Source organism: Streptomyces sp. SAS_272 (assembly GCF_052543235.1).
Window position 1 is genome coordinate 32,748 of record NZ_JBMNDR010000046.1, and the last position, 26,814, is coordinate 59,561.

Sequence of the window (26,814 nt, forward strand, 5' to 3'; positions counted from 1 at the left end):
CCCCCCCCCCCCCCCCCCCCCCCCCCCCCCCCCCCCCCCGGCCCCGCCACCACCGGATCACCGGCGCCTGAGGCCCCCACCGGCCGGGTCCCGCGTCCGTCCGGGCTCGCGCCCAACCGCGCCCCGCTCCTGACCAGGTGCCCGCACCCGACCGAGTCCCCGCACCCGCCCGGGTTCCGCACCTGACCGAGTCCCCGCGCCTGACCGAGTCCCCGCGCTCGCCCGGGTTCCGCTCCTGACCGGGTTCCCGCGCTCGCCCGGGTTCCGCTCCTGACCGGGTCCCCGCACCCGCCCGGGTCCCCGCACCCGCCCGGGGTTCCGCACCTGACCGGGTCCCCGCGCCTGACCAGGTGCCCGCACCCGACCGAGTCCCCGCGCTCGGCCGGGTTCCGCACCTGACCGAGCCCCCGCGCCTGACCGGGTCCCGGCACCCGACCCAGTCCCCGCGCTCGCCCGGGTTCCGCACCCGCCCGGGTTCCGCACCCGCCCGGGTCCCCGCACCCGACCGAGTCCCCGCGCTCGGCCGGGCTCCGCATCCGCCCGGGCCCGCGCCTGACCGAGCCCCCGCGCCCGGCTGAGCCCCCCACCGGCTGGTCCCCGACCCGCCGTTGTCCCAGCCCAGCCCAGCCCAGCCCAGCCCAGCCCCCAGCTCCCGGCCCGGGCCTCCGCCCGGCAGCCCGCGGCCCCCGTGCCGCTGTGCGGAGCCCGCCGGCGCGGTGAGCGCCGGCGTCGTCCGTCAGCGGTTTCGCACCCGGCTCACGAGGTCGGCGGCGGCCTGCGGCCACTGCGGGTGGTCGAAGGCGAAGCCCGCGTCCAGCAGCCGGCCGGGGACCACGCGGCGGCTCTTGAGCAGCAGTTCGGTGTCCGACCGCAGTGCGAAGGCGCCGAGTTCGGCCATCCACCGCGTCGCCGGCAGACCCACCCGGACGCCCCACGCGCTGCGCAGGGCGCGCATGAACGCGCGCTGGGGGAGCGGGGCGGGCGCCGCCAGGTTCACCGGACCGGAGAGGTCGTCCCGTGCGACGAGGAACTGGACCGCGCGGACGAAGTCACGGTCGTGGATCCAGGACACGTACTGCGCGCCGCCCGCGACCGGGCCGCCGAGGCCGAGCCGGGCCAGCCGCAGCAGGACGTCGAACACCCCGCCCCGGTCGGGGCTCATCACCATCGCGGACCGCAGGGCCACCTTGCGGGTGTGCGGAGTGCGGGCCTTCTCCTGCTCCCCCTCCCAGGCGGTCGCGATGTCGACGCTGTAGCCCCAGTAGTCCGGGACATCCGGTTCGGATCCGCCGATCGGACCGGTGGCCTCGTCGTTGGCGGCGTCGAAGCGGTGGGCGTAGACGGTGGCGGTGCTCATCTGCAGCCAGAGCCGCGGAGGCCGGGCCGAGGCGCTGATCGCCTCGCCCACGATCCGCGTCGACTCCACCCGGGAGCTCATCATCGCCTCGAGGTTGGCGGGGGTGTAGCGGCAGCTGACGCTGCGGCCGGCCAGGTTGACGACGACGTCGCTGCCGTCGATCTCCTCGGCCCAGGGTCCGAGCGTGCGGCCGTCCCAGGCGATCTCGTCCCGGCCCGCCGGCCGTCTGCTCAGCACCACGACCCGATGTCCGGCCGCGGTCAGCGCGCGGCGCAGGACCGTTCCCACCTGTCCGGTCCCGCCGGGCAGCACGATCTTCATGGGCAGGGCCCCCTTCTCTCGAAGAAGACCCTACCCTGGTTTTGAACATGTTCAAAACATTGGGCGCGGTCGCGATCCGATCGGCCGGCATCCGCCTCGCCCGTGCGGGCCGGACGCGCCTGTGGTGCCGCCCGCACCCTGACCTCCTGCGCAACAGGCGGGCGGATGCAGGGGGTTTGCGCCGTTCCCGCCGTGTCGGCTCATCAGGTCAAGCGTCCCGGACTATTGACTCGCAACGGAGTCAGTCGCGATCCTCGACCCACTATCTTGCGCCGGTCATGACAAGCTCAAGGGCATCCAAAGAGCCCTCGTCGACCGCGCGATCCCCGCCGACCGAGGGACGTGGGCTGTGACCATGACCGGACGCCCGTACCGCAGACGCCGAGACGCCACCGTCGTCTCGCTCCTACTTCTCGTGCTCGCCGCCGTCCTCGGGCCCACGCCGAGCTCGGCGGCCGGCGCGGACTGGTGGACGCCGACGGCCCGGCCGGCCCCCGACTCCCAGATCGGCGTCACGGGTGAGCCGTTCACCGGCACGAACGCGGCGGGCGAGGTCCGCGGGTTCGTCGACGCGCACAACCACCTGTTCTCCAACGAGGCCTTCGGCGGACGGCTGATCTGCGGCAAGGTGTTCTCCGAGGCCGGCGTCGCCGACGCGCTGAAGGACTGTCCCGAGCACTACCCCGACGGGACTCTCGCGATCTTCGACTACATCACCCACGGCGGCGACGGCAAGCACGACCCGACCGGCTGGCCCACCTTCAAGGACTGGCCCGCCTACGACTCCATGACCCACCAGGCGAACTACTACGCCTGGGTCGAGCGGGCCTGGCGCGGCGGACAGCGGGTGCTGGTCAACGACCTCGTCACCAACGGCATGATCTGCTCCATCTACCCGTTCAAGGACCGCAGTTGTGACGAGATGACCTCGATCCGGCTGCAGGCGAAGCTGACGTACGACCTCCAGGCCCACATCGACAAGATGTACGGCGGCCCCGGCAAGGGCTGGTTCCGGATCGTCCTCGACAGCGCGCAGGCGCGTGAGGTCGTCAAGCAGGGCAAGCTGGCCGTCGTCCTCGGCGTCGAGACCTCCGAGCCGTTCGGCTGCAAGCAGATCCTCGACATCGCGCAGTGCAGCAAGTCCGACGTCGACAAGGGACTCGACGAGCTGTACGGGCTGGGCGTGCGCAGCATGTTCCTGTGCCACAAGTTCGACAACGCGCTGTGCGGCGTCCGCTTCGACGAGGGCGGTCTGGGTACGGCCATCAACGTCGGGCAGTTCCTGTCGACCGGCACCTTCTGGCAGACCGAGAAGTGCACCGGACCGCAGCACGACAACCCCATCGGCACCGCCGCCTCGAAGGCGGAGGCGGACCTCCCGGCGGGCACCGACGTCCCGTCGTACAAGGCCGACGCGCAGTGCAACACCCGAGGCCTCACCGCACTCGGCGAGTACGCCGTGCGCGGCATGATGAAACGCAAGATGATGCTCGAGGTCGACCACATGAGCGTCAAGGCGACCGGCCAGGCGCTCGACATCTTCGAGGCCGCGAACTACCCCGGCGTGCTGTCCTCGCACAGCTGGATGGACCTCAACTGGACCGAGCGCGTCTACTCCCTCGGCGGCTTCGTGGCCCAGTACATGCACGGCTCCGAAGGGTTCGCCGCGGAGGCGAAGCGCACGAACGCGCTGCGCGACCAGTACCACGTCGGATACGGCTTCGGCACCGACTTCAACGGCATCGGCGACCACCCGGCCCCCCGCGGCGCCGACGCCGCGAACAAGGTCGTCTATCCGTTCAAGAGCGTCGACGGCGGCTCCCTCATCGACCGTCAGACGACCGGCTCGCGCACCTTCGACCTCAACACCGACGGCGCCGCGCACGTCGGCATGATCCCCGACTGGATCGAGGACATCCGGCGCGTCGGCGGCCAGGACGTGGTGGACGACCTCTTCCGCGGCGCAGAGTCCTACCTCGGCACCTGGGGATCGACGGAGCAGCACCAGGCCTCGGTCGACCTCGCCAGGGGCCGCGCCGCCACCGCGGGTTCGTCCGAGTCCAACCCGTTCACCAGCTATCAGCCCGACCGGGCCGTCGACGGCGACGACGGCACCCGCTGGGCCAGCGACTGGAGCGACGACCAGTACTGGCAGGTCGACCTCGGCGCGACCAACCGGGTCTCCCGCGTCACCCTCGACTGGGAGCGCGCGTACGGGAAGTCGTACCGCGTCGAACTGTCCACCGACGGCGTGAACTGGACGACCGCCTGGTCGACCACGTCCGGCGACGGAGGCCTGGACACGGCGAAGTTCGCCGGCGCCCCGGCCCGCTACGTCCGGGTGCACTGCCTGGGCCGGGGCACGGACTGGGGATACTCCCTGTACGAGGTGGGCGTCCACAGCGCCTAGGGGGTGTTTCGAAAGCAGCGTCGTCTGCCCGAAGGGCAGACGGGACTTGCGAAACACGCCCTGGCCGCGGAGACGACCGCGAAAGAACGACACCCGGGGGACACGGATGGCGCGCATGCCGTCGGCGGAGCGACGACGACAGCTGACGGAGGCCGCGATCAGAGCGATGGCCCGGGACGGCGTCCCCAGGACGACGACCCGGTCCATCGCCGCCGAGGCGGGTGTCTCCCTGAGCGTCTTCCACTACTGCTTCGACTCCAAGCAGGCCCTCGTCGAGTCCGTCATCACGACGCTCACCGCCCAGTCGGTGAGCGTCGTGCGGGAGGCGATCCGCCCCAGGACCACGCTCGAGGAGACCGTCCGGGCCGGGTTCGCTGCGTACTGGGACCACGTCCGGGCCCACCCCGACGCACACATGCTGACCTACGAACTCACTCAATACGCCCTGCGGCAACCGGGGTTCGAGCACCTGGCCCGCCGTCAGTACGAGCTGTACGGCGAGGCGTACGCCGAGCTCATCGGGGAGCTGTGCAGCAACATGGGGCTGCGGCTCGGCGTCCCCGTCCCCGTCCTGGCCCGCTATCTCGCCGCCATGACCGACGGACTGACCCTCAACTACCTCGTGCTCGGCGACGAAGCGGCCTGGTCCGACATCCTGGACACGGTCACGGCCCACGTCGCGGGGCTGGTCACGGCCGACGTCCGGCAACCGGGCACGTCCCCGCTCCGGTCGCCCGGCGAGCGGGCGTGACGCCGGACCGTCAGCGGGCCCGAGCACCACGTTCGGCGGCTACCGGGCCCGTGCCACCAGCAGCGCGACGTCGTCGTGGTCGTCGGGGTGGCGCAGGCCGTACAGCAGGAGGTCGCAGATCTCCTCGAGCGGCCGGTGCGGCTCGTCCAGAAAGCCGACGAGGACCGCCAGACGGTCGTCGATCGGGTGCTGCCGGGTCTCGACCAGGCCGTCCGTGTAGAGGACCAGAAGGTCGCCGGAGCCCAGCGTGGCCGTGGTGGTCTCGAAGGGGACGCCGCCGACCCCGAGCGGGGCCCCGGGCGGCAGTTCGAGCAGCGTCGCCGGCCGGCCGGGCCCGGCCAGCGCGGGCGGCATGTGCCCCGCGTTGGCGATCCGGCACTGCCCGGTGCGGGGGTCGTACACGGCGTACAGGCAGGTGACGATGTAGTGCTCCAGATCGCAGGTGATCTTGTCCAGGTGCTGGAGCACGGCGCCCGGTTCGAGGTCGAGGTCCGCATAGGCGCAGGTCGCGGTGCGCAGCCGGCCCATGGTGGCGGCGGCGTCGATGCCGTTGCCCATGACGTCCCCGACGACCAGCGCGGTCTTGTCGTCGGCCAGCGGGATGACGTCGTACCAGTCGCCGCCGACCTCGCTGGTGGCCTGGGCGGGCTGGTAACGGGAGGCGAGATCGAGCCCGGAGTGGTGGGGTGGATGCTCCGGCAGCAGGCTCCGCTGCAGCGTGAGCGCGGTGTTGCGCACGCTCTCGAACCAGCGGGCGTTGTCGATGGCCACGGCCGCCCGCCCGGCCAGCTCGACGGCGAGGAGGACGTCGTCCTCGTCGAACGGGAGCGGGTTGCGGGTGCGCTTGAGGTCGAGGGCGCCGAGCACCTCGCCGTGGGCGATCAACGGTACGGCGAGATACGAGTGCACCCCGGCACGGGCCAGCAGGGAGCCGGCCTCCGCGTCCCGGGCGATGCGCGGCAGGTCCTGGTCGCCGACGTGGCTCACCAGGACCGGCCGGCCGGTGTGCACGCACAGGGTGACCAGCTGGTCGCCCTGGTAGGCGGCCACGTCGCCCGGCGGGTCGGCGGCACGCAGCGCCACGGTGGGGTGCGCCGCCTTGAGGGCGAGGGCGCGGAAGAGCTCAGGACCGTCGTCCGGCCGACGGGCGCGCCGGCAGGCCAGCGCGGAGTCCAGGACGTCCACCGCGACCACGTCGGCCAGCTGGGGCACCGCCACCTCGGCCAGCTCACGGGCGGTCTGCTCCACCTCCAAAGTGGTGCCCACCCGCGTGGAGGCCTCGGCGATGAGGGCGAGACGGCGGCGGGCCCGGTCGGCCTCCGCGGCCACCCGGTGCCGTTCGGTGACGTCGACGACCGAGGCGGCCGCGCCCAGCACCCGCCCGCCGGGGTCCTCCAGCCGGTAGAACGACAGCGACCAGGCGTGCTCGTGATCGGGGTCGGTGCGCGGCCGGCCCACGTGGTACTGGTCGAGCAGCGGCGTGCCGGTCGTCAGCACCTGGCGCAGCGCGGACTCGATGGTGTCGACGTCGGGCAACGGCAGGGTCTCCCGCAGACGCCGGCCCACATGGTCCTCGGCGGGGATGCCGTCGATGCGCTCGAGCGCCGGGTTGGCCAGGAGATACCGCAGGTCGGGGTCGAGCAGCGCCAGCCCGATGGGGGACTGGTTGATCAGCCGCTCGCACAGGGCCAGGTCGGTCTCGACGCGCTGCAGCAGATCGTGGTCCGCGGCGATGCCGAGGGCGTAGACGTTTCCGAGATCGTCCTGGAGCCGCATGTTGCGGAACTCCATGAGACGGCTGCTGCCGTCCTTGTGCCGGATGGGGAAGGCGCCGGCCCAGCTCCGGCCGGTCTCCAGCACCTCCGTGAACAGTCTCACCACGGAATGCAGGTGCTCGGGGTGGATGAACAGCCGCGCCGCGTACTTGCCGAGGGCCTCCTGCGCGGTGTAGCCGAACAGTTCCTCCGCCTGCGGCGTCCAGAACACGATGCGTCCCTGGGCGTCGACGACCATCGCGCAGACGCTCAGCACATCCAGCAAACCGGTCGGCGGCGCCTCCCGGGCATACGCGGTCCCGTCGGACCGGATGGGTTCGGCTGTCATCGCGGAGCCTCCTCCCGCACCTCCATGCTGCGCCTCATCCGGCGCGCCCGGTAGCCGGGTCCCGGCGCGCACCCCCGGTGCGGGTGGTCCGGCGCGCGGTGCGCGCCGCGGAGCGCCGGTCGCGCGGCTCTCGCTGGGCGCGGAGGGCGGTGCGGTCGGCTGTCGCCGGGGCGAGGACGGCGTGCGGTGCGGCGCCGCCGGGGCGCGGCGACGCCGTGCGCATCGGGCGGACAGGCAGCACCATGGTCCTGTAGAGGACGGCACCCATGGACCCAGCGCGAGAAGTCTCCGAGGCCCCGACGCCTGCGGGACCACGCGATCTCCTCGACGCGTCCACCGACGCGGCGGCGATCGTGACCGCGGACGGCGTCGTGCTCGCCTGGACGCGAGGCGCGCAGGCACTGCTCGGCCACCCGGCGTCCGAGGTCGTCGGCCGTTTCGCCGGCCGGCTGGTGGCGATGCCGCGGGACCCGGCGCGGGTGGCGGCGGTCGCGGCACGGTGCCGCGCGGGCAGGGGATGGAGCGGCCAGCTCACGGCCCGGCACCACGACGGCCGCTCCGTCGACGTCGCCCTGCGCGTCTCCGCGTCCTTCCGGATCGGCGGGGACGAGTGCTTTCTGCTCTCGGCACGCGAGCAGAGCCGGCAGTGGACGGTGGGGCAGTCCGTCCTCGACGGGTTCCTCACCCGTTCCCCGGTCGGGATGGCCGTGCTTGACCTGGAACTGCGGTACGTGTGGCTGAACGACACCCTGGAACGCCTCGGCGGGGTACCCCGCGAACAGCGCCTCGGGCGACGGCTGAGCGAGCTGCTGCCCGGCCTCCAGGCGGACGCCATCGAGGGACTCATGCGGGAGGTCCTGACGTCCGGAACCCCGGTCAACGACTACGAGTACCTCGGGTGGAGCTGGGCCGATCCGCACCGCCGGCGCGCCTACTCCACGTCCTTCTTCCCGTTGGTCGGTTCCGACGACTCGGTCACCGGGGTCTGCTACATGGTGCAGGACGTCACCGAGCGGTGGGCCGCCCGCCGGCTGCTGTCGCTGGTCAACGAGGCCTGGGCGAGCGTCGGCACGACCCTCGACGTCATGCGCACCGCCCAGGAGCTCGCCGACTTCGCCGTCCCGCGGTTCGCGGACTTCGTCATCGTCGACCTGCTGGAGCCGGTCCTCAGCACCGAGGGACACGGCACGTGGCTCACCGACGCCGGGCCCGCCCCGGCCAGGCCGGTGATGCGCCGGGCCGGGCTCAGCTCCGCGCGCGAGGGCTGCCCCGAGGCCGTGGCCCGGGTGGGCGAACGGGTGGACTTCCTGCCCCCGCCGCACGACGCGAAGCTGCTCATCGACGGCGAGCCGATCCTGCTTCCCGTCCTGGACCCCGCCGACGAACTGTGGCGCGCCGAGCAGCCCGAGAGGACGGCGGCGATCCGCAGATTCGGGCTGCACTCCCTCATCTCCGTGCCGATGCGGGCGCGCGACACCGCACTCGGTCTCGCCACGTTCGTCCGGTCGCTGAATCCCGTCTCCTTCGGCCCCGACGACGTCCTGCTGGCCCGGGAGCTGGTGGCCCGGGCGGCGCTGTGCGTCGACAACGCCCGCCGCTACACACGCGAGCACACGGCGGCCGTCACCCTGCAGCGCAGTCTGCTGCCGCACGCCCTGGCGGGCGGAACGGCGCTCGAGGTGGCCTCCTGCTATCAGCCGGCAGACCCCACGGACGGCGTGGGCGGCGACTGGTTCGACGTGATCCCGCTGTCCGGGGCGCGGGTGGGGCTGGTGGTCGGCGACGTGGTGGGCCACGGCATCGCCGCCGCGGCGGCCATGGGCCGGCTGCGGACCGCCGTGCAGACCCTCGCCGACATGGAGATGCCGCCGGACGAGCTGCTCGCCCATCTCGACGACCTCGTGCTCCGGCTGAGCACGGAGCGCACCGATGACCCCGGGGCCCAGCCGGGCACCACCGCCTTCCTCGGCGCGACCTGTCTGTACGCCGTCTACGACCCGGCCACCCGGCGGCTCACCATGGCCCGGGCCGGGCATCCGCCGCCCGTCGTCGTCACGCCCGAGGGCCGGGTGTCCTTCCCGGAGCCGCCGGCCGGTCCTCCGCTGGGGCTCGGCGGGATGGCGTTCGAGGCCGCCGAGATCACCCTCGCCGAGAACAGCCTGATCGGCCTCTACACCGACGGGCTCGTCCAGGGAGCCGAGCACGACATGGAACTGGGCATGTCCAGGCTCGGCGAGGTGCTGGCCCGGCCCGACGCCGACCTGGACGCGCTCTGCACGTCGGCGGTCCGCCGGCTGGTTCCGGTGCCGCAGTCCGACGACGTGGCCCTGGTGCTGGCGCGCACCCACGCCCTGGAAGCCGAGCACGTCGTCTCCTGGGACGTGCCCGCCGACCCGGCCGCCGTCTCCGAGGTCCGCGCCCGGGCCACCCGCCAGGTGGCGGCCTGGGGTCTGACGGACCTGGCCATGACGTCCGAGCTGATCGTGAGCGAGCTGGTCACGAACGCCGTGCGCTACGCGACCCCGCCGATCCGGCTGCGGCTCCTCCGTGACGCCCGCCTGACCTGTGAGGTCACCGACGCCAGCAGTACGGCTCCACGGCTCAAGCACGCCCGGATCACGGACGAGGGCGGGCGCGGCCTCTTCCTGGTGGCCCAGCTCGCCCACCGCTGGGGCACCCGGTACACGTCCGACGGAAAGGTCATCTGGGCGGAGCAGGAGATCCCCTGACGGGACGGCGGGCGCGACGGAGGCGGCCCGCGCGGCGGTCCCGCACGGCGCGAGAGCGCGGCTCGTGGGCCGATGCGCCGGTCAGTCCTGGACGAGCTGATCGGCCAGCCGGTGAGCCTGGGCCAGCAGCGCCCCGTACGTCAACAGCGCGTCGGGGTCGTCCCGCACGGCTCCCGGAAGCCGTCGGCGGAACGCGTCGAGCGTGCGGTGCAGCTCCTCGACGGCCTCGCGGAGCTCGTCCGCGGCGGCGTCGTCATGGCCGGCCGGCGTAAAGCGCGCGCTGCCGTAGAGCCGGACGGCGTGGGCGGTGCGGTGCAGGAAGTCCGCGTACGGACGGGCGATCTCCGCGTCCGGCTGCGCGGCCTTGCTGCCCTGGTCCACGGCCTCCCACACCGTCCGGGTCACCCCGGCGGTGTGCACGGCGATGTAGTCGAGCACGACCAGCGCGTCGGCGTACGTCTTGTCGGGCTGCGCCGCGGCATACAGACGTCGGCCGCGCGGGTTGCCCCGCATGGCCTCCTTGCTGCGGCCGATCGCCGACCGCGCCTGGTCGACCAGACGGTTCAGGCGCAGGGCGCGCGCATGCCACTCGGCGGCCGCCCGGCCGTCCCCTTCGCCGTCGGCCAGTCCGTCGGCCACCGCGTCGAGGATCTCCTGCGCCTCGCGGACCGCGTCCTCCAGCGCGGAGCGGGTGTCGCGCAGATAGAGCGGCGGACGGACCAGCGCGTTGACCGCGACGCCGACCGCCGCCCCGAAGACCGCCTCCGCGACCCGGGCCGCCGACGAAGCGATCGTGACCTGGCCGCTGGTCAGCACGAAGAGCGCGCCGGTGGCCGCGTACACGCCCTGACTGCCCAGACGGTGCCACTGCCCGAGGAGCAGCACCGCCGGCAGGACCAGGGCCATCGTGACCATCGTGCCGTCCAGCAGCAACGCCACCGCCGTGGCGACCACGGTGCCCGCCGCGATCGCCGCGAGCTGCTGCAGACCGTGCGCCACCGACCGGTACACCGTCGCCTCCACCAGCACGACCGCCACCCACGGCGCCACGAACGCCATCGGGGCCGCGAGCCACCAGCCCGCCACCGCCCAGGCCACCCAGGCGGCCAGCGCCGCCTTGCCGGCCTGTGCCACGAGATCCCGTTCACGGCCCGGCTCGGCCCACGCCAGGCGAGCGGTCCGCACGACGTTCCCGCCGCTCAACCGGACCGCCCGCACCAGTCGGGCCGGCCATGCCGGCCATCGCGGCCGAGTCGTTCGCGTCGTCCCGTGGGTGCACTCCATGGCACTCAAGTGCCACACCAGGCCCGCTACGCACCTATCGTGCGCGACCTCACAGCGCACCGCCCGGATTCTCCGCACCCTCGTCCGGCGCCCGTCAACCACTCAACGCCGGACCGTGATCGTTATGTGATCAGTGCCGCGTAGTCTCCAGCCGACCGGGGGACTCCGCTCACGGTCCACTCACGGGGCGCTCGACCAGTACGGGGGACACACATGACACATCGGCGTGCGGCGATACCGGCACTGATCGGCGGGGTACTGCTCACGGCGCTGCTGTGGTGGGCCGGGGCGAGCACCGAGGCGCTGCACCTGCAGGGCACCACCGACGCGCTCGGCGGCCGGGTCGTCGCCGAACTCCAGCAGTGGCTCACCCCCTGGTCGTACGACCCTCCGACGTCGGTCCGGTTCGGCTCCGGCGTGCTCGGCGAGATCGGGGATCCGGCCGGCGGCGACGCCACCCGCTATCTCTCGCTGTACGAAACGGCGTTGCAGATCCGGTTCGCCGCGGTCTTCGTCTTCTTCGTGCTGGGGGCGATGCTCCTGGTCCGCAGGCTGCCGCCGGTCGACGGCCGGCTGCCGGCCACGCTGCTCGCCCTGTGGGGCTGGGGCGTGGTGGCCGGAATGCTGGCGGTGACCGTCTCCGCGCCCTGGCTGATCGCCTCGCAGGGACGCGGCAGTTACCGCTTCCTCCCGCAACTGGCGGGCGTCATCTCTTCCGGACGGCAGATGCCGGTGGTGACCGCGCTGCTCGCGTCACTGGCGACGGTGTTCGCCGCGCGGGTGATCGCCAAGGGTCAGGATCCGCTGCCGCGCGAGGCCGTTCCGGTGCGCGCGGCCCGGCTGGCCGCCACCGTCGGGACCGCGGTCGTCGCCCTGTCCCTGGTGGTCCTGTCGTACGAGTCGGTCGCCGCCGAGCTGCAGACGTCCTTCTCGGGCAGCGGGCTGTTCTCCGAACCGGGCGACCTGCTGCGCCAGTGGCTGCTTCTCGGCGCCTGGTCCGCTCCGGCGGGAGTGTCGTTCGGGGACTGGCTCCTGTACCGGGCCACGGACGTCCTGCTGCTCGCGCTGGTGTGGACGGCGCTGCGGCGGCTGCCCGCAATGCTCACGCGCGTGACGGTCCCGGCGATGGCGGTGGGCACGGTGTGCGTGACCGTGCTCGGACTCCTGGCGAGTCAGCTGCTGAGGGTGGCGCTGGACGGGTCGACCCTGAAATGGGATCTGATGTACCTGTCCACGGCCATCGGCGGCGGGGTCCCCGCAGCCCTCGTCTGGGGACTGACGGCGGGCGCCGCAGCCACCGTCACCCTGCGGGCGGCCGGGGGACGTGGGCCGACCGCGGACGCGCCGGCCGCCGAACCGGAACCCGCCCGCCCGTAGGCCTCGCGCCGGCCGCCGGAGCCAGGAACCCCGCCAGGCCGTGCGGTCACGCGGCGGCCCTGATCACGCGGCGGCCCTGGGCGCCTGCAGCGTCCGGTGGGAACGCTCCGCGGGCGTCGGCAGAGCACCCGTCACGGTGTGCCGGCGGCGGATCGGCCGGACGTCCGAGGAGGGTGGGCGAGGGAGTCACCGGACTCGAGGTGCCGGCGCAGCCAGCGTTCGGTACTGGTCACGTGCAGCAGCGCCGCCGCTTGGCTGAGCGCGGCGTCGCGGCAGGCCAGCGCCTCGTAGATCGCCTCGTGCTCGGTGAGGGTCCGGCCGGCGGCCCGGGTGTCGACGAGACCCCGCCAGACGCGGGCGCGCAGAGTACGTCCGGAGACGCCTTCCAGCAGAGCCAGCAGGGACTCGTTTCCGGTGGCCGCGACGACCGCGCGATGGAACGCGGCGTCGTGCGCGTTGAGCCGCTCCACGTCTTCCCGTGCCTCCCGCATGGCGTCCAAGTGCTGTTTTACCAAGGCCAGTTGCTCGTCCGAGATGCGCAGGGCGGCCAGCGCGGTGGCGACGGGTTCGAGCAGCCGCCGCACCTCCATCAGGTCCAGCAGCGCGGCCGAGTCGCTCTGCAGCAGCTCCACGGCGCCGCCGACGCTCTCCAGCAGCACACTCGCCTGGAGACTGCCCACGTATGTGCCGTCGCCCCGCTTCACCTCCAGCACGCGGGCGACCGCCAGGGCCTTGACCGCCTCGCGCGCCAGATTGCGGGAGAGCCCGAGCTGAGCCGCCAGCACCGCTTCCGGAGGCAGCTTCGAGCCCGGGGGCAGTGCGCCCGTCCGGATCAGCTCACGGATCTGCTCGATGGCCTTGTCCGTCAGGGACAATGCGACCCCTCTCCTTGTATGCGCCGCCCGGGTGCGCCGGGTCCGGTCGGACCCTGGCTCCGCGGATCGTCCCGGATGCCATCCAAGGCGTGACGTGACGTGACGGCCGAGCGGCCCGCCGTTGCGTACGGCCTGGTCCGGGTTCGGCGTGCCGGCTGTCATCTTCGCCCATGACGCGGGGCTGGTCCGGCCGGCGTGAGCGGGCTCGCACCGTCGGCCGCGGGGACGGCGGTGCGCACGGGCGCCTCGGACGGCGCGGGGAGCCGGCCTGCGCGGTGCCGGGCGGCCCCCCTGGCCCGACCGCCGCTCAGCCGAGCCGGCGGACCACCGCCTCGGCGACCGCCCTGGCGCTGCCCGGGTTCTGCCCGGTGATCAGGCGGTCGTCCTCGACGACGTGGGTGTCGAAGGGCTTCGCCGCGATGCTGTACTGCGCGCCGAGCTCCTTCAGCCGGTCCTCGAGGCTGTAGGGGACGGCGTCGGCTCGCTGGGCGAGTTCCTCCTCCCGCCACGAGAAGCCCGTGACGTTCCTGCCCTTCACCAGGGGTTCGCCGTCGCTCAGGGTGACGTCGAGCAGACCGCACGGTCCGTGGCAGACCGCCGACACGATCCGGCCGGACTCGTGGAACCGCGCGATGAGCGTCTCCAGGGCCTGACTCTGGTGGAAGTCGAACATCACGCCGTGACCGCCGGTCAGGTAGATGGCGTCATAGTCGTCGACGTCGACCTCGCTCACGGCGACGACATCCCGCAGCGTGTCCATGAACGCGCGGTCGGCGTACCGCTTGTCGGTACCGAGGTCGCTGAGGACGTTGTGGGCGAGGCTCTCCGGGTCGAGCGGCACCGGGCCGCCCTCGATGCTCGCGACGGTGAGCTCGAAACCCGCCTGTTCGGCGACGTCGTAGAAGTGGGTCAGCTCGCCCAGCCAGAGACCGGTGCGGTAACCGACCTTCTCGTACTCGCCGGTGCTGGTGACGATGATGAGAATGCGCTTCGTGGGGGACATCCGTGTCTTTCTGTCCAGAGGATCGGGGCCGCCGTGCGGTCATGTGCGGCCCCCCGTGCGCGGCCTCGCCGGCGACACCGGGTCGGGCCGCTGTTCCCTTCGTCGGTACCCACGATAGGAGGTGATCGCCGGTCACACCCGGTACCGGGGAAGTGCCTCGGCGGTCGGCGACCGGTACGAGGTGCTACGGGAACACGTCCCGAGCGGACAGCGCTCCTGCGCAGGGCTCTGCGGCGACGGCCTGGGCGAGGTCCCGGCCGGCCTGCCTGCGTGCGCAGCAGGTCCTGCTGGGTCTCGAGGCGCGCACGGCCCCCGGTTCCTACCTGCTTTCCTGCCCGCTTCCCGCCCCGTCGTCCGTGACCCGCTCGCCGTCCGCCGGGGGCGCGGCTCCCGCGTGCAGCCGGATCACGGCATACGTCTCCCCGGCCTTCGGGGGGCGCGTCCAGGAACGGGTGGTGAACGTGTGCAGCCGCCCTTTCACGATCGCGTGCCGCGGCAGGCAGGCGCCGAACTCCGCGGTCACCGCTTCCAGCAGCGACCGTTCCGTCCCGGCGGCGTCGCCCACGTCGCCGAAGAAGCGGTCCGGGTGCAGCGCCCGCGGTATCTCTCCGCTGCGCCGGACCTCACCGTCCGCGTACGTGAAGGCGTACTGCTCCACGCCGTCGCGCGCGACCGAGAGGTGGAAGAACGGGTCCCCGTGCCGGGTCCGCAGACCGCACCACACCACCACCGCGCGGGTCCCCGCGCTGGCGGCCGCCGCCGGGGAGACGAACCGCCGTCCGGCGAACGAGGCGGGGTCGCCGTCGAAGGCGAAGCTCCAGCCGGCGCCGGCCCGGCCGACCGCCACGAGCGCCCGGTCGTCGTAGGACGAGAACTCCCTGCGGCCCTCCAGCGACCTGCGGCGCGCCTCCCGGAAGGTCATGGGCTCGCTCAGCACGACGCGGTCGCCCCCGCCTCCGGCCCCGTCGTCGTCCCCGTCATCGTCCGTGTCCCCGAGACGTGATGGCAGCTCCTTTGGCCCCACTCCCTCCACCAGGACGAACCGGTAGGACGGGGGACCGCCGCCCGGGTCAGGCTCCGCGAGCCACGCGAGGCCGCCGGGGTCGAGCACGGTCTGCGGCGTCGGCGCCTCACCCGTCTGCCCGCCCCGTGGAGCGGACAGCAGTTCGCGGCCCCGCTCCGGGGTCAGCAGCGGCCCGAGCACGGGGTCGGCCACCCAACCGAGCGGCGCCAGGTGGTCCGGCCCCAGCGGCTCCCACCGGGGCAGGGCCTCCAGAAGGGTCCGCCACGCCCGGTCGGTGTCGCCCCACCGCGCCAGCTCCCGCGCCCGCTCGACCGCCTCCCCGAAGGGCCCGGCCGCCGTGTACCGGTACGTACCGGCGCGCACCTGACGCAGGGTCTCGAAAGCCAGCGACACGACCTCTTCGTCGGCGCCCCGCAGATGGAACGTCAGCGTGGAGTCGTCCCGGTACGCGTTCGCCGCGTGTTCGGCGACCAGCGACGGCAACAACTCGGGAGCGTACCGAGGGTCGGTCACCAGGCCGTCGAAGTACACCATGTAGGTCTGTCCGAGCAGGCGGCGTATCTGGTCGCCCATCCCGGCGGCCCTCGGCCTGCCGTACGCCTTCGCCTCGTCCAGCAGCTTTCCGGCCCGTTCCCAGCCGCCGCGCAGCGCCTCCAGCCGGGCCTCCTCCACCCCGGCGTCCAGCTCCCGCGTCGTGTCGTTGGCGAACACCGGCTCCGTGTCACTCCGGTGCGCCTGCAGGCTGTGGAACTCCCGGTGCATCTCCCGCATGAATGCGACGAAGTTCGCGTGCCGCTCGGGCGGCTCGGCCCGCCAGCTCGCCCACGTGTACACGGCCCACTCGCCGTCCTCGTCGACGTCTTCGGGATCCAGGAGGACATGCGTGATGTCGGACTCCACGTCGAGCTGCAGCCCGCGCCGCCAGAGGTCCGCCTCCCGCCGCTCCTCGGGGCTCGCGTCGTCGTCCAGGTCCTCCTCGAACATCTCCGCGAGCCCCGACCCGTCGTTGTGCCAGTGCGCGTCCGCGGTTCCCGCCAGCAGCCACACGAACCCGCCCGCGTGCCGCCAGCCGTCACTGAACTCGAGGAACCGCCGGTACGACGGGGGCATGCGGCGGCCGAGACGCTCCTCCATGGCCGCGATCCGCTCCTCCGACGCGGGCGGGAACCCCAACCACCTGGCACGGCACGCGGCCTCGTCGTCCTCGCCCCGCGTCTCGCCGTCCGGCAGGGAGTCCGCCCACTCCCCGCTCCACCTCTGCAGGAAGGGCAGCCAGTCGAATGCCGTGGTGTCCGTCATGCTCGCGATGCTGTCACCCGCCACTGACAGCGCCCCGCACCCGGGGGGCGGCCGGCGCCCCTGAAATCGCCTTTCGCGCCGGGCCGCCCGGAATTAGTGTCGGGTGCAGCCAGTGAACAGCGAACGAGGAGCCTGGACATGATCGGTCGTCCGAGCGCGCGTTGACGCCGTAGGCCGTGATCGGCCCGTCATCGCGTGCTGCCCCGGATGGTGCGGCACAGCGAGCCCTCTCCCGCCCGTAACGTCGGTGCGCATGGTGTGCGCCGGGTGACGGGCCTCGTCGCCGGCAGTCCAGGGGATCCTCGTGCCGTCATCCTCCGCATCCTCCGCATCATCTGCCTCCTCGGCGGACTCCGCCGGGTCCGGTTCCCGTCGACGGGTTCCGCCAGGCCCGTGGCGGGACGGCGACTTCCGCAGACTCTGGGTGGGTCAGACGGCCTCCCGACTCGGCGAGCACACAATCCTGGTGGTCCTGCCGCTCTTCGCCGTCCTGACGCTCGACGCCGGTGCCGGTCAGTTGGGCGTCCTGCGTGCCGTGGGGCAGGCGCCTGTCCTGTTGCTGTCGCTGCTCGTCGGCGCGTGGGTGGACGGGTGGCGTACCCGCACGGTGATGGTGCTGACGGACGTCGGCCGGGCCCTGGCGCTGGGCGTCGCAGCCCTGTCGGGCTTCCTCGGACTGCTCGGCCTGCCGGCGCTGTTCATGGTCGCCTTCGCCGTCGGAGCCCTGTCCGTGATCTTCGACGTGGCCTGTCAGGCGTCGCTCGTACGGCTGGCGGAACGCGATCAGCTGGTCCGGGGGAACAGCGCGCTCGAGGCCGGCCGGTCCGCAGCGCAGATCGGCGGACCTGCCCTCGCGGGTGCGTTGGTCTCACTGCTGTCGGCGCCGATCGCCGTCGCCTTCGGCGCGCTGTGCTTCACCTCGTCGGTCCTGTCGGTCCGACGCATCCGGCGGGCCGAAGCGCTCCCGAAGAGCCCGGGACGTCCTCCTCGGGTCTGGCGGCGTGTCCAGGAGGGACTCCGCTTCGTGGCCGGCGACGCCCTTCTGCGCACCGTGTGCCTCGCCTCGGCCGCCTTCCAGTTCTCGCTGGCGGCCCTGACGACCGTCTATCTGCTCTTCCTGCCGCGCGAACTGCACCTGTCCGGCGCCGCCGTCGGGCTGACGCTCGCGGCGACGGGGCCCGGTGCGCTCCTCGGGTCGGTGCTGGCCGCCCGTCTGCCGCGCCGGTTCGGTCACGGCGTGGTGCTGCTGTCCGCGGCGGTGACGGCCGACGGGGTGTTCCTGTGCGTGCCCGCGCTGCACGGCCCGTCCGCTGCGACTGTTCCCGCGCTGCTTGCCGTCGACTTCGTGTTCGGTGTGGGCGGACAGCTGGTGAACGTCACGCTCATGACGGTCCGTCAGGCCGTCACGCCGGACGGGATGCAAGGCCGCGCAGCCGCGACGATCACGTTCGTCGGCATGGGGCCGGCCCTCCTCGGCTCGCTGCTCGGCGGATGTCTCGCCGAGGAGTGGGGGTTGCGCACCAGCCTCCTGGTGACGGCCGCGGGCATGCTGGCGTCCCCCGCGGTGATGGCTGCCTCGCCGCTCGCCCGCCTGGGACGGGTGCTTCCGGACTGATGCCCGGACCAGGAGGCAAGCGTGACGACGAACGGTCCCCCGCCTGCCGGGCGGCGGGCGGGGGACCGTGGGCGGGCGGGGGTCAGCGTGCGGTGAGTTTCCAGAGGTGGTCGGCGGTGCCGTTGTCGGCCCATTGCAGGATCTGGGCGCCGGAGGCTGTGCTCATGCCGTTGACGCCGAGGAGGCGTCCGCTGTTGTAGTTGGCGATCTTGTAGTAACCGTCGCGGGCGGGGATGAGCTGCCAGAGGTGGTCCGGGGTGCCGTTGTCGCCCCAGATGAGGGCGGTGCCTCCGTCGCCTGTGCCGGCGTTGGTGATGCCGAGCAGCAGGCCGCTCTTCTGGTTGGCGATCTTGTAGAGGCCCTGGCCGGCTGCGGTGAGGGTCCAGTTCTGGTCGGTGCCGGTGGTGGAGGTGGCCTGGACGACGGAGGTGCCCTGGGCGGTGCCGGCGTTGAGGGTGTCGAGGGCGAGTCCGCTGTTCTGGTTGGTGATCTGGTAGCGGCCGGCGAGGGAGGTGCTGGCGCCGGTGGGCGTGACGACGATGTGGTAGCCGTCGGAGGCGTTCATGGTGACGGGCACGGTGAGGGCGCCGCCGGCGACGGCGTAGTCGTTGTCGGAGATGGTGATCGGGCCGGGGGATGCGGCGGTGCGGCCGGTGTGGGGGGAGTACTCGACCTTGACGTGGACCGTGCCGCCGAAGGCCGACAGGGAAGAGAGGCCGTTGACGGTGACCGCGCAGGAGCCGGTGCAGCCGCCCGCTATGACGCTGATCTGGTTGCCGGCGGTGTTGAGGGAGGCGAGTCCGTCGATGCCGGTCTGGGCGGGCGGGGTGGTGGTGAGCATGTTCCCGGACATGTCGCCGTACCACTTGTAGGTCCAGTAGGAGCCGTTGGGCGAACCGCCGGTGTCGGTCAGGGTGTCGCCGAGCGTGCCGTAGTGGTTCCAGAAGGCGAGTTCGGCGTTGCGGACGCCGCCGCGCTCGAACTTGGCGGCGTACCCGACGAGTGCGCCGGAGTTGCCCATCTCGGACGGGGTGCCGTATTCCTCGATGTCGATCGGCCGGGGGCTCAGGCCGAGGCTGGACTCCAGCGCGCGGTAGTCGGCGATGTGCGAGGCGATGGTCGAGCTGGTCTGCAGTTCGTGCCAGGCGATGACGTCGGGGACGGCGTTGTCGGCGATGGCGTCCTGGAGGAACGTCTGCATCTTGGCGTGGGTGTACGACGCGAGGCTCGGCCCCTGGATCGGCGTGGTGGTGTCCTTGGAGCGGATCTCCTTGTACGTCGTGTTCCAGGCGGCGTCGAAGGGACCGGCCTTGGCGGTGTCCCAGTTCCCGTCGGGCTCGTTCCAGATGGCCCAGGCGGAGATGTTGGTGGCGCTGGACGCCTTTACGGCGGCGATCTGCTTGTCCACGGCGGACAGCCAGTCGCTCATGCTGACCCATTTGTAAGGGAAGTCCGGGTACCAGTCCGGCATGCGGGCGACGACCTTCGCCCCGGCGCGGGCGGCCTTGGGCGCTACGACCAGGGCGTCACCGGCGGGCCTGGGCTCGCCGTTGGGCAGCTGGGAGCCGCCCGGGGCCATCTGCACGAACGTGTTCGGCTTCAGCGCGTCGGTGAGACTGTCCGAGGGAGTCGCGTTGTCGGCCAGCCCGTAGAGGCTGCCCGTGCCGACGTGGGTGACCGGACGCAGGGTCTGGTTCGCGTTGACGACCAGGGTGGTGGCGGAGGTGGGGCTGGCCTGCGCGGAGGCGCCGGTGAGGACGACGGCGCCGGTGACCAGCGTCGTGGCCAGGGCGGCGGCGGTGGCGCGTCCCAGCGGGACTCCGCTGCGGTGACGGGGGCTCAGGTATGACATCAGCGGCTCTCCTGAGGAGGGGGTGGGCACTGCGGGCACGGCGACTGCAGGGTTCGTGCGGGCACTTCGGGTGACGCGGCGTGCGTGCGGGGCGGTGCGGGGTGGGGCGGGGCGGCGTGTGGCGGGGCAGGGCGGATCGCGCCCCCGCCCGGTCTGCGGAACGGGGACCGCGTGCATCGGGAGGTCAGTCCTTGACCGCGCCCGCGGTGACGCCTGCGGCCACATAGCGCTGGGCGAGGACGAGCAGCACGGCCGCGGGCAGGGACGCGACGACGGCGGTGGCCATGATCGCGTTCCACTCCTGGTTGTTGTTGCCGATGTAGTGGTAGATGCCGAGCGTGATGGGGCGCCGGTCGCCGCCGCCGTCCAGGGTGTTGGCGAAGACGAAGTCCGACCAGGCCCACAGGAAGCTGAAGAGGGAGACGGTGACGAGTGCGTTGCGGCTGACCGGCAGGACGATCGACCAGAAGGTGCGGAAGGCGCCGGCGCCGTCGATGCGGGAGGCGGCGATCAGTTCGCCGGGGATGCCCGACATGAACGCGGTGAAGATCATGACGCCGAACGGCACGGCGATCGTGGAGTCGGCGATGATCAGTCCCCACCAGGAGTTGAGCAGACCGAGGTCGAGGAGGATGCCGTAGAAGCCCATGGCCATGACGATGCCGGGGATCATCTGGGCGATCAGCAGGAACAGGCCGAGGGCGCCGCCGCCGGGCGGGCGGAGCTTGGCCAGCGCGTAGCCGGCCGGGGCGGCGAGCAGGAGGGTGAGGGCGACCGTGCCGAGGCCGATCAGCAGGCTGGTGCCGAGGTAGGGCAGCTGGTCGTCGAGGACGGCCCGGTAGCCCTCGAAGGTGGGGTGCAGGGGGAGGAGGTCGGGCGGGCTCTTGCGCATGTCCTGCTGTGGGGTGAGGGACACGTTGAGCATCCAGTACACCGGGAACAGCATGACGGCGGTGAGCAGCAGGCCGATGGCGGTGTGCAGACGCGAGCGCCGGGCGGGGCGGTGGGCGGCGGTCATGCTTGCTGCCTCCTTTGGACGCGGATGTACAGCAGCCCGAAGGCGAGGGCGATGAGGATGAGGATGTTGCCGACGGCGGCCCCGGGGCCGAACTTGGGCAGCAGCGTGCCGAATCCGAGCTGGTAGGACCAGGTGGCGAGGGTCGACGAGGCGTCGCCGGGGCCGCCCTTGGTCATGATCCAGATCAGGTCGAACACCTTGAGGGTGTAGACGAGTCCGAGGAGCAGGGTGATCGCCGACACCGGGCGCAGCAGCGGGAAGGTGATGCGCCGGAACTGCTGCCAGGCGTTCGCCCCGTCCAGTGACGCCGCCTCGTACAGTTCGGCGGGGATGTTCTGCAGTCCGCTGTAGAGGATGACGAGGTTGAACGGGATGCCGATCCAGATGTTGGCGACGATGACCGAGGTCAGCGCCCAGTCGGGCGAGGTCAGCCAGTCGACCGGCCCGACGCCGACCATCTTCAGGGCGTAGTTGAGCACCCCCGACTCGCTGTTGAACATCCACGACCAGGTGGACGCCGACACGATCAGCGGCAGCAGCCACGGGATCAGGAACAGTGCTCTGAGGGTGCCGGCGAGGCGGAAGCGGCGGTTGAAGAAGACGGCGAGGGCGAGCCCGGCCGCGTACTGGAAGGCGATCGACACGAACGTGAAGATCATGGTGTGGCGCAGCGCCGGACCGAACGTGGGATCGTCCAGGACGGTCCGGAAGTTGTCCGGTCCCGAGAACGGCGCGTCGCCCGCGACGAACGACCGGACGGTGTAGTCGCGCAGACTCAGGTCGAGGTTGCGGTAGAGGGGATAGAGGTAGAACGCGGCGAGATAGACGGCCAGGGGTGCGAGGAACGCCAGGGCGGTCCACCGGCTCCTGCGGCGCTGCCGGCGCCGCCGTGCCGGGGAGTCCGTCCGTTGTCCGGCGTCGGTCGCCCCGGACCTGACCGGGGACCGCTGCGGTCGGCGGTCGACGCGGGCGGTGGTCATGCGAACTCCTGGATGCGGGTGGCAGGAATGCGGGGGACTGCCCGGGCCGGTGACGGTGTCCGGGCGGTGGAGTGCTGTCGTGCGGTCTTCGGGGAGGGCTCCGGGCGTGCCGTGAGCGGGGCGGAGGCCACTGCGCGGCGGGAGGTCAGCCGCCTGCCTTGCCGGCGGCCTTCTGGGCGGCGGCGAGGGCGGCCTGCGGGCTCTGGCCACCGGACAGCGCGGCCTGGACGGCGGTCCACAGGGGCTGGGAGATGGTCGGGTACTTGGTGCCCAGGCCGCCGCTGGTGCGACCGCGTGCCGCGGCCACGGCGTCGACCCACGGCTTGAGCGCGGGGTCGGCCTTGACCTGTTCGGCCTGCACCGCCGCGGTGGGTGCCACGTACGCCAGGGTCGTGTCCGTGGACAGCAGGTTGGCGCCGCTGGTCAGGCAGGTGACGATCTTCTTGCTGACGTCGTAGCGGGCGGTGTCCTTCTGCACGGGCACGGTGACGAACTCGCCGCCGGTCGGCACCGCGGCCGAACCCCCGCTCTGCGCGGGGACGTTGATGATGCCGTACTCGAAGCCCGCCTTCGCCGCGTTGCCGAGCTGCCAGGTGCCGTTCTCGCCGAACGCGTAGTCGCCGGTGGCGAACTCCTGCCAACTGGTGGTCTGGGTGTTCTGCAGGACGTCCTTGGGGGCGAGCCCGTCGTCGACCCAGCCCTTCCACAGCGACAGCGCGGCGACGCCCTTCGCCGAGTCGAGCGCGGTGAGGTCGGCGCCGGCTCCCCAGAACCACGGCAGGAACTGGAAGCTGCCCTCCTCCGTGCCGATCGCGGAGAACGTGATGCCCTTCTTCCCGGCCGACTTGACCTTCTTCAGGGCCGCCGTCAGCGAGGTCCAGTCCTTGATGGCGGCAGGGTCGACGCCCGCGGCGGAGAGGACCTTCTTGTTGTAGTAGAGGGCGAGCGTGTTGGCGCCGATCGGGACGCCGTAGGAGGCGCCGTCGATGGTGCCCGCGCCGAGGATGTTCTGCTGTATCGACGTCGTGTCCAGGCCCAGATCGCTCGTCTTGTTGACGATGCCCGCCTCCACCAGCGTGGAGACGACGGGGTTGTCCACCAGCATCACGTCGGGCGCGTTGCCCTGCTGGGCGGCGAGCAGCGCCTTGTTGCCCAGGTCCGTGGTGTCCATGGCGGTGCGCTTGATCTTGACGCCGGCGTCGGTGCCGCACTTGCCGACGAGCTTGCTCCAGTCCGAGGAGGCGTCGAACTGCGGGTACGGGTCCCAGAAGGCGTACGTCCCGCCGGCGCCGCCGGACCCGGAGGCGGAGGAGTCGGAGTCGCCGCCCCCGCAGGCGGCGACGGAGGTGAGCGTGCCGATGGCGGCGATCGCGGCGACCAGGGTGCGGGTGTTTCTCACGGTGACCTCGTTGTCTGGGTGCGGCTCGTGGTGAGCGAGGGGAGGAGCAGAGGAAGGCAGGGGAGGCAGGGAGTCAGGGAGTCAGGAGGTCCGGGAAGGACGCGGGGTGCGGCGGGGGCAGGAGGTGGGCAGCCAGACGCGCATGCCGCCGTCCTGACGGTTGGCCCACGCGTAGTAGGGGATCGCGGTCAGCTCGAGGGGCTCGTCGGACGGCTGTGCGCCGGCGCCGGCCTCGGCGTCCGCGGCCCGGTACGGCCACCAGCCGACGTCGGCGAGACGCCGGCGGCGACCGGCGGCCAGGACGGTGACGACGCCGCCGAGCAGGTCGGGCCGGTGCTTCACGGCGAGCGGACGGGTGGTGTCGAGCACCATGTCGTCCAGACCGCCGCCGGGGTGGTCGACCCCTTCCAGGCAGTAGACGAGCGGCCCGCGCTCGATGGCGACACAGCCGCGTACGGCGTCCACCCGCGGGTCCGCGGCGGTCAGGCGCGGCTCGATGCCGAGGTCGAGGACGATCCGGTCGCCGGGCGCCCAGATGCGCTCCAGTCGAAGCCAGCCGTCGGTGACGGGCGCACCCGCCGTGTCGTGCAGGCTGTCCCCGACGCGGACCCGGTAGTCCCGGCACCACTGCGGAACGCGCAGCGAGAGAGTCCAGGGCCGGTCCTGCGGGGTCTCCTCGACGCTCAGACCGATCGTGCCCTGCCAGGGGTAGTCGGTCTCGGCGTTCACGACGATCGCGCTCCCGTCGAGGTGGCCGGTGTAACGCCCGGTGACGTACTGGTGGATCTGCAGTCCGCCGTCGTCGCTGGAGGCGAGGTAGTGCTCCAGTCCGGCCAGCAGCCGCATCACGTTGGGCGGGCAGCAGGCGCAGCGGAACCAGCGGGTGCGGCGGGCCGACTGGTCGCCGCCGGCGTCGGTGTGGCCGTCCCGGACCTGGAGCGGGTTGACGTACAGCCAGCGCTCGCCGTCGAGGGAGACGCCGGCCAGGAAGCCGTTGTAGAGGGTGCGCTCGACGAGGTCGGAGTAGCGGGCCTCGCCGGTGAGCAGGGCCATCCGCCAACTCCACTGGACGGAGGCGATGGCGGCGCAGGTCTCGCAGTAGGCGCGCTCGTTGGGCAGTTCGTACGGGTCGCCGAAGTCCTCCTCGTCGTGGTGGGCGCCGAGCCCGCCCGTGATGTGGGTCTTGGTGCCGGTCATCGCCTCCCACAGCCGCTCGGCGGCGGTGCGCAGTCCGGCGTCGCCGGTCTCGGCGGCCAGGTCGGTCGCGGCGGCGAGCAGGTACAACTGCCGTACGGCGTGCCCCTCGACGTTCGTCGCCTCGCGCAGCGGGACACGGTCCTGGCAGTACACCTCGCCGCCCAGCAGGCCGTGGCCGAAGCGGTCGACGAAGTAGCCGGCGAGGTCCAGGTAGCGGCGTTCGCCGGTCTCCCGGTAGAGCTCGACGAGGGCGGTCTCGACCTCGGGGTGCCCGTCGACGCCGTCGATGGGCTTGCCGCTGCCGGGCAGGCCGAAGACCGAGTCGATGTGATCGGCGAACTTCACGGCCACGTCGAGGAGTTCCGTGCTCCCGGTGGCCCGGTGGTGGGCCACCGCCGCCTGGATCAGGTGCCCTGCGCAGTAGAGCTCGTGTCCCCATCGCAGGTCCCGGTAGCGTTCGCCGCCCTTGAGCAGCTGGAACCAGGTGTTGAGGTACCCGTCGTCCTGCTGCGCGCCGGCGACGAGGGCGACGATGCGGGCGACCTCGTCGGCGAGGTCGCCGTCCGGGGTCCGGGCGAGCTGCCAGGCAGCAGCCTCCAGCCACTTGTACACGTCCGAGTCCACGAACGGGTACGCGCCCTGGAACTCTCCCTCGTCCGTGCCCGCCGCGAGCCGCAGGTTGCGCAGATTTCCCGCCGACTCCAGCAGGCCGGGGCCCTGGGGGATGGAGATGCGCGCGTTCACCTCGCGGCGGGCGTCCCAGAATCCCCCGTGCACCTCGACGGCGGCGGGGGCGAACGCGGCCTCGGCGTCCGGACTGTGACGGACCGGGCCCAGGGGAGTGTCTCCCCGTTCGGGCAGGGCCGACGGCAGGGAGGAAGGCGCGGCGGAACGAGGGCGGGGCATGGCTCTCCGGAGCGTTGGAGGGGGAGGCGGGACCGAGGATCCGACGCGTGCGGAGGCCGCTGCGCCTCGGGTCGCGGACAGGCGGCGCCCGCCTCTCGGTCCCGTTTGAGCAAACGTTTTTCTGTCCGGAAAGGTAGGAAGGTGAGGAGCGTGAGTCAAGAGGTACGCGCAAGTATCTTCGCTGTCGGGGGCAGGGCTGTTCAGCGGCCGTGAACGGTGTCAGGATGTACGTCGCCGAGGTCGTCTAGGAAAAGGGTTGCGCGTGACCGCCGTTCCAGGTTCTCCACCGAGCGGGCGGGCCAAGCTCGCCGATGTCGCCAAGCTGGCCGGCGTCAGTGTCGGCACAGCCTCGAAAGCGCTGAACGGCAGCGGCAGGATGCGGCCCGAGACCCGGGAGCGGGTCCTCGCGGCCGTGGAGACGCTCGACTTCCGTCCCAACCAGCATGCGCAGAGCCTGCACACCGGCCGCAGCTGGACCGTCGGGCTGATGACGACCGACGGCATCGGCCGTTTCAGCACCCCCGTGCTGCTGGGCGCCGAGGACGCGCTCGGCGCCGGGAAGATCTCCGTCCTGCTGTGCGACACCCGCGGCGACGCCATCCGGGAACAGCACCATCTGAGCAACCTCATGGACCGGCGGGTGGACGGCATCATCGTGACCGGCCGTCGCACCGATCCCCGGCCGCCCCTGAAGGGGATCGACCCGATCCCGACGGTCTACGCGCTCTCTCCGTCCACGGACCCGGACGACATCTCCGTGGTCTCCGACGACCGGAGCGGGGCGCAGCTGGCCGTCGAGCATCTGCTCACGACCGGCCGCACCCGGATCGCGCACGTCACCGGTCCGGCCCACCACGCCGCCGCCCGCGACCGCGCCCACCACACTGTGGAGCTGCTCGAGCGCTCCTCGCTGGAGCTCGCCACCGGCCGGGTGCACTTCGGCGAGTGGAGCGAGGCATGGGGCCGCCGAGCCGCCGAGGCGGTCCTGCGGACGGCGCCCGACACGGACGCCTTCTTCTGCGGCAACGACCAGATCGCCAGGGGGGTCGCCGACGCACTGCGCGAGAACGGGCTGGACGTTCCCGGCAGGGTCGCGATCGTGGGTTACGACAACTGGGACGTCATGGCCCTGGCCTGCCGCCCGCCGCTCACCACGATCGACACGGACCTCTCCGAGATCGGCCGTCAAGCCGCCCTGCGCCTGCTGGACGCCATCGGCTCCGAACCCGAACCCGGCCTGCACACCGTGCCCTGCCGTCTCGTCGTGCGCGAATCGACCTGAGCCGCCGGTTCCCGCTGCCCTCCGCCGCCCCC

17 protein-coding genes are annotated in these 26,814 nt (G+C 72.4%); 6 read left to right on the top strand and 11 right to left on the bottom strand.

Annotated features, from left to right (window positions below; genetic code table 11):
- Positions 1-736: 736 nt before the first annotated feature.
- Positions 737-1,678 (bottom strand): TIGR01777 family oxidoreductase, encoded by a 942-nt coding sequence (locus tag ACN6LD_RS24600; protein WP_445044289.1) that lies wholly within the window; start codon positions 1,676-1,678, stop codon positions 737-739.
- Positions 1,679-2,033: 355 nt separating this feature from the next.
- Between ACN6LD_RS24600 and ACN6LD_RS24605 the strand changes: the two genes are divergently transcribed.
- Together ACN6LD_RS24605 and ACN6LD_RS24610 are read left to right on the top strand one after the other, a co-directional pair.
- A complete protein-coding gene (locus ACN6LD_RS24605; protein ID WP_319193856.1) occupies positions 2,034-4,088 on the top strand; it encodes a galactose-binding domain-containing protein in 2,055 nt (684 codons plus the stop codon).
- A gap of 106 nt (positions 4,089-4,194) precedes the next feature.
- Positions 4,195-4,839: a TetR/AcrR family transcriptional regulator gene (locus ACN6LD_RS24610; protein ID WP_319193857.1), complete on the top strand. Its 645-nt coding sequence runs from the start codon at positions 4,195-4,197 to the stop codon at positions 4,837-4,839.
- A 39-nt stretch (positions 4,840-4,878) separates the two neighbouring features.
- Here ACN6LD_RS24610 and ACN6LD_RS24615 read toward each other — a convergent pair whose 3' ends face one another.
- A complete protein-coding gene (locus ACN6LD_RS24615; RefSeq protein ID WP_445044290.1) occupies positions 4,879-6,942 on the bottom strand; it encodes a SpoIIE family protein phosphatase in 2,064 nt (687 codons plus the stop codon).
- Positions 6,943-7,208: 266 nt separating this feature from the next.
- On the opposite strand from ACN6LD_RS24615, the gene ACN6LD_RS24620 reads away from it, so the two are divergent.
- A complete protein-coding gene (locus tag ACN6LD_RS24620; RefSeq protein ID WP_319193860.1) occupies positions 7,209-9,671 on the top strand; it encodes a SpoIIE family protein phosphatase in 2,463 nt (820 codons plus the stop codon).
- 81 nt (positions 9,672-9,752) lie between these two features.
- Here the strand turns inward: ACN6LD_RS24620 and ACN6LD_RS24625 are convergent, their stop codons facing one another.
- The gene (locus ACN6LD_RS24625) at positions 9,753-10,856 is read right to left on the bottom strand and encodes an FUSC family protein (RefSeq protein WP_319193861.1); all 1,104 of its coding nucleotides are present in this window, start codon (positions 10,854-10,856) and stop codon (positions 9,753-9,755) included.
- A gap of 312 nt (positions 10,857-11,168) precedes the next feature.
- Here ACN6LD_RS24625 and ACN6LD_RS24630 point away from each other — a divergent pair, with 312 nt between their 5' ends.
- On the top strand, positions 11,169-12,332 hold the full coding sequence (locus ACN6LD_RS24630) for a hypothetical protein (protein WP_445044291.1): 1,164 nt from the start codon (positions 11,169-11,171) through the stop codon (positions 12,330-12,332).
- Positions 12,333-12,463: 131 nt separating this feature from the next.
- Here the strand turns inward: ACN6LD_RS24630 and ACN6LD_RS24635 are convergent, their stop codons facing one another.
- The 3 genes from ACN6LD_RS24635 to ACN6LD_RS24645 form a co-directional block, all read right to left on the bottom strand.
- Positions 12,464-13,207: a FadR/GntR family transcriptional regulator gene (locus tag ACN6LD_RS24635; RefSeq protein WP_319193865.1), complete on the bottom strand. Its 744-nt coding sequence runs from the start codon at positions 13,205-13,207 to the stop codon at positions 12,464-12,466.
- A 307-nt stretch (positions 13,208-13,514) separates the two neighbouring features.
- On the bottom strand, positions 13,515-14,210 hold the full coding sequence (locus ACN6LD_RS24640) for a type 1 glutamine amidotransferase domain-containing protein (RefSeq protein ID WP_319193866.1): 696 nt from the start codon (positions 14,208-14,210) through the stop codon (positions 13,515-13,517).
- A 319-nt stretch (positions 14,211-14,529) separates the two neighbouring features.
- Entirely contained in the window at positions 14,530-16,533 is a 2,004-nt protein-coding gene (locus ACN6LD_RS24645) for an SMI1/KNR4 family protein (RefSeq protein WP_445044292.1), read from the bottom strand.
- Between the two features lie 304 nt (positions 16,534-16,837).
- Between ACN6LD_RS24645 and ACN6LD_RS24650 the strand changes: the two genes are divergently transcribed.
- Entirely contained in the window at positions 16,838-18,148 is a 1,311-nt protein-coding gene (locus ACN6LD_RS24650; RefSeq protein WP_415924941.1) for an MFS transporter, read from the top strand.
- 82 nt (positions 18,149-18,230) lie between these two features.
- Here the strand turns inward: ACN6LD_RS24650 and ACN6LD_RS24655 are convergent, their stop codons facing one another.
- From ACN6LD_RS24655 to ACN6LD_RS24675, 5 genes are all read right to left on the bottom strand, one after another.
- Entirely contained in the window at positions 18,231-20,000 is a 1,770-nt protein-coding gene (locus tag ACN6LD_RS24655) for an RICIN domain-containing protein (RefSeq protein WP_319193870.1), read from the bottom strand.
- A 184-nt stretch (positions 20,001-20,184) separates the two neighbouring features.
- Positions 20,185-21,018, bottom strand: a complete 834-nt coding sequence (locus tag ACN6LD_RS24660) for a carbohydrate ABC transporter permease (RefSeq protein ID WP_445044293.1) — start codon at positions 21,016-21,018, stop codon at positions 20,185-20,187.
- Positions 21,015-21,998 carry a carbohydrate ABC transporter permease gene (locus ACN6LD_RS24665; protein WP_319198167.1) on the bottom strand — a complete coding sequence of 328 codons (984 nt, stop codon included), beginning with the start codon at positions 21,996-21,998 and terminating at the stop codon, positions 21,015-21,017. The genes ACN6LD_RS24660 and ACN6LD_RS24665 overlap by 4 nt, the downstream gene beginning before the upstream one ends.
- Positions 21,999-22,143: 145 nt before the next feature.
- Positions 22,144-23,397 (bottom strand): sugar ABC transporter substrate-binding protein, encoded by a 1,254-nt coding sequence (locus ACN6LD_RS24670; protein WP_445044294.1) that lies wholly within the window; start codon positions 23,395-23,397, stop codon positions 22,144-22,146.
- A gap of 81 nt (positions 23,398-23,478) precedes the next feature.
- Positions 23,479-25,500 (bottom strand): glycoside hydrolase family 127 protein, encoded by a 2,022-nt coding sequence (locus ACN6LD_RS24675; protein ID WP_445044295.1) that lies wholly within the window; start codon positions 25,498-25,500, stop codon positions 23,479-23,481.
- Between the two features lie 262 nt (positions 25,501-25,762).
- On the opposite strand from ACN6LD_RS24675, the gene ACN6LD_RS24680 reads away from it, so the two are divergent.
- Positions 25,763-26,782, top strand: coding sequence for a LacI family DNA-binding transcriptional regulator (locus tag ACN6LD_RS24680; protein ID WP_445044296.1), 1,020 nt, complete (start codon positions 25,763-25,765; stop codon positions 26,780-26,782).
- Positions 26,783-26,814: the final 32 nt, after the last annotated feature.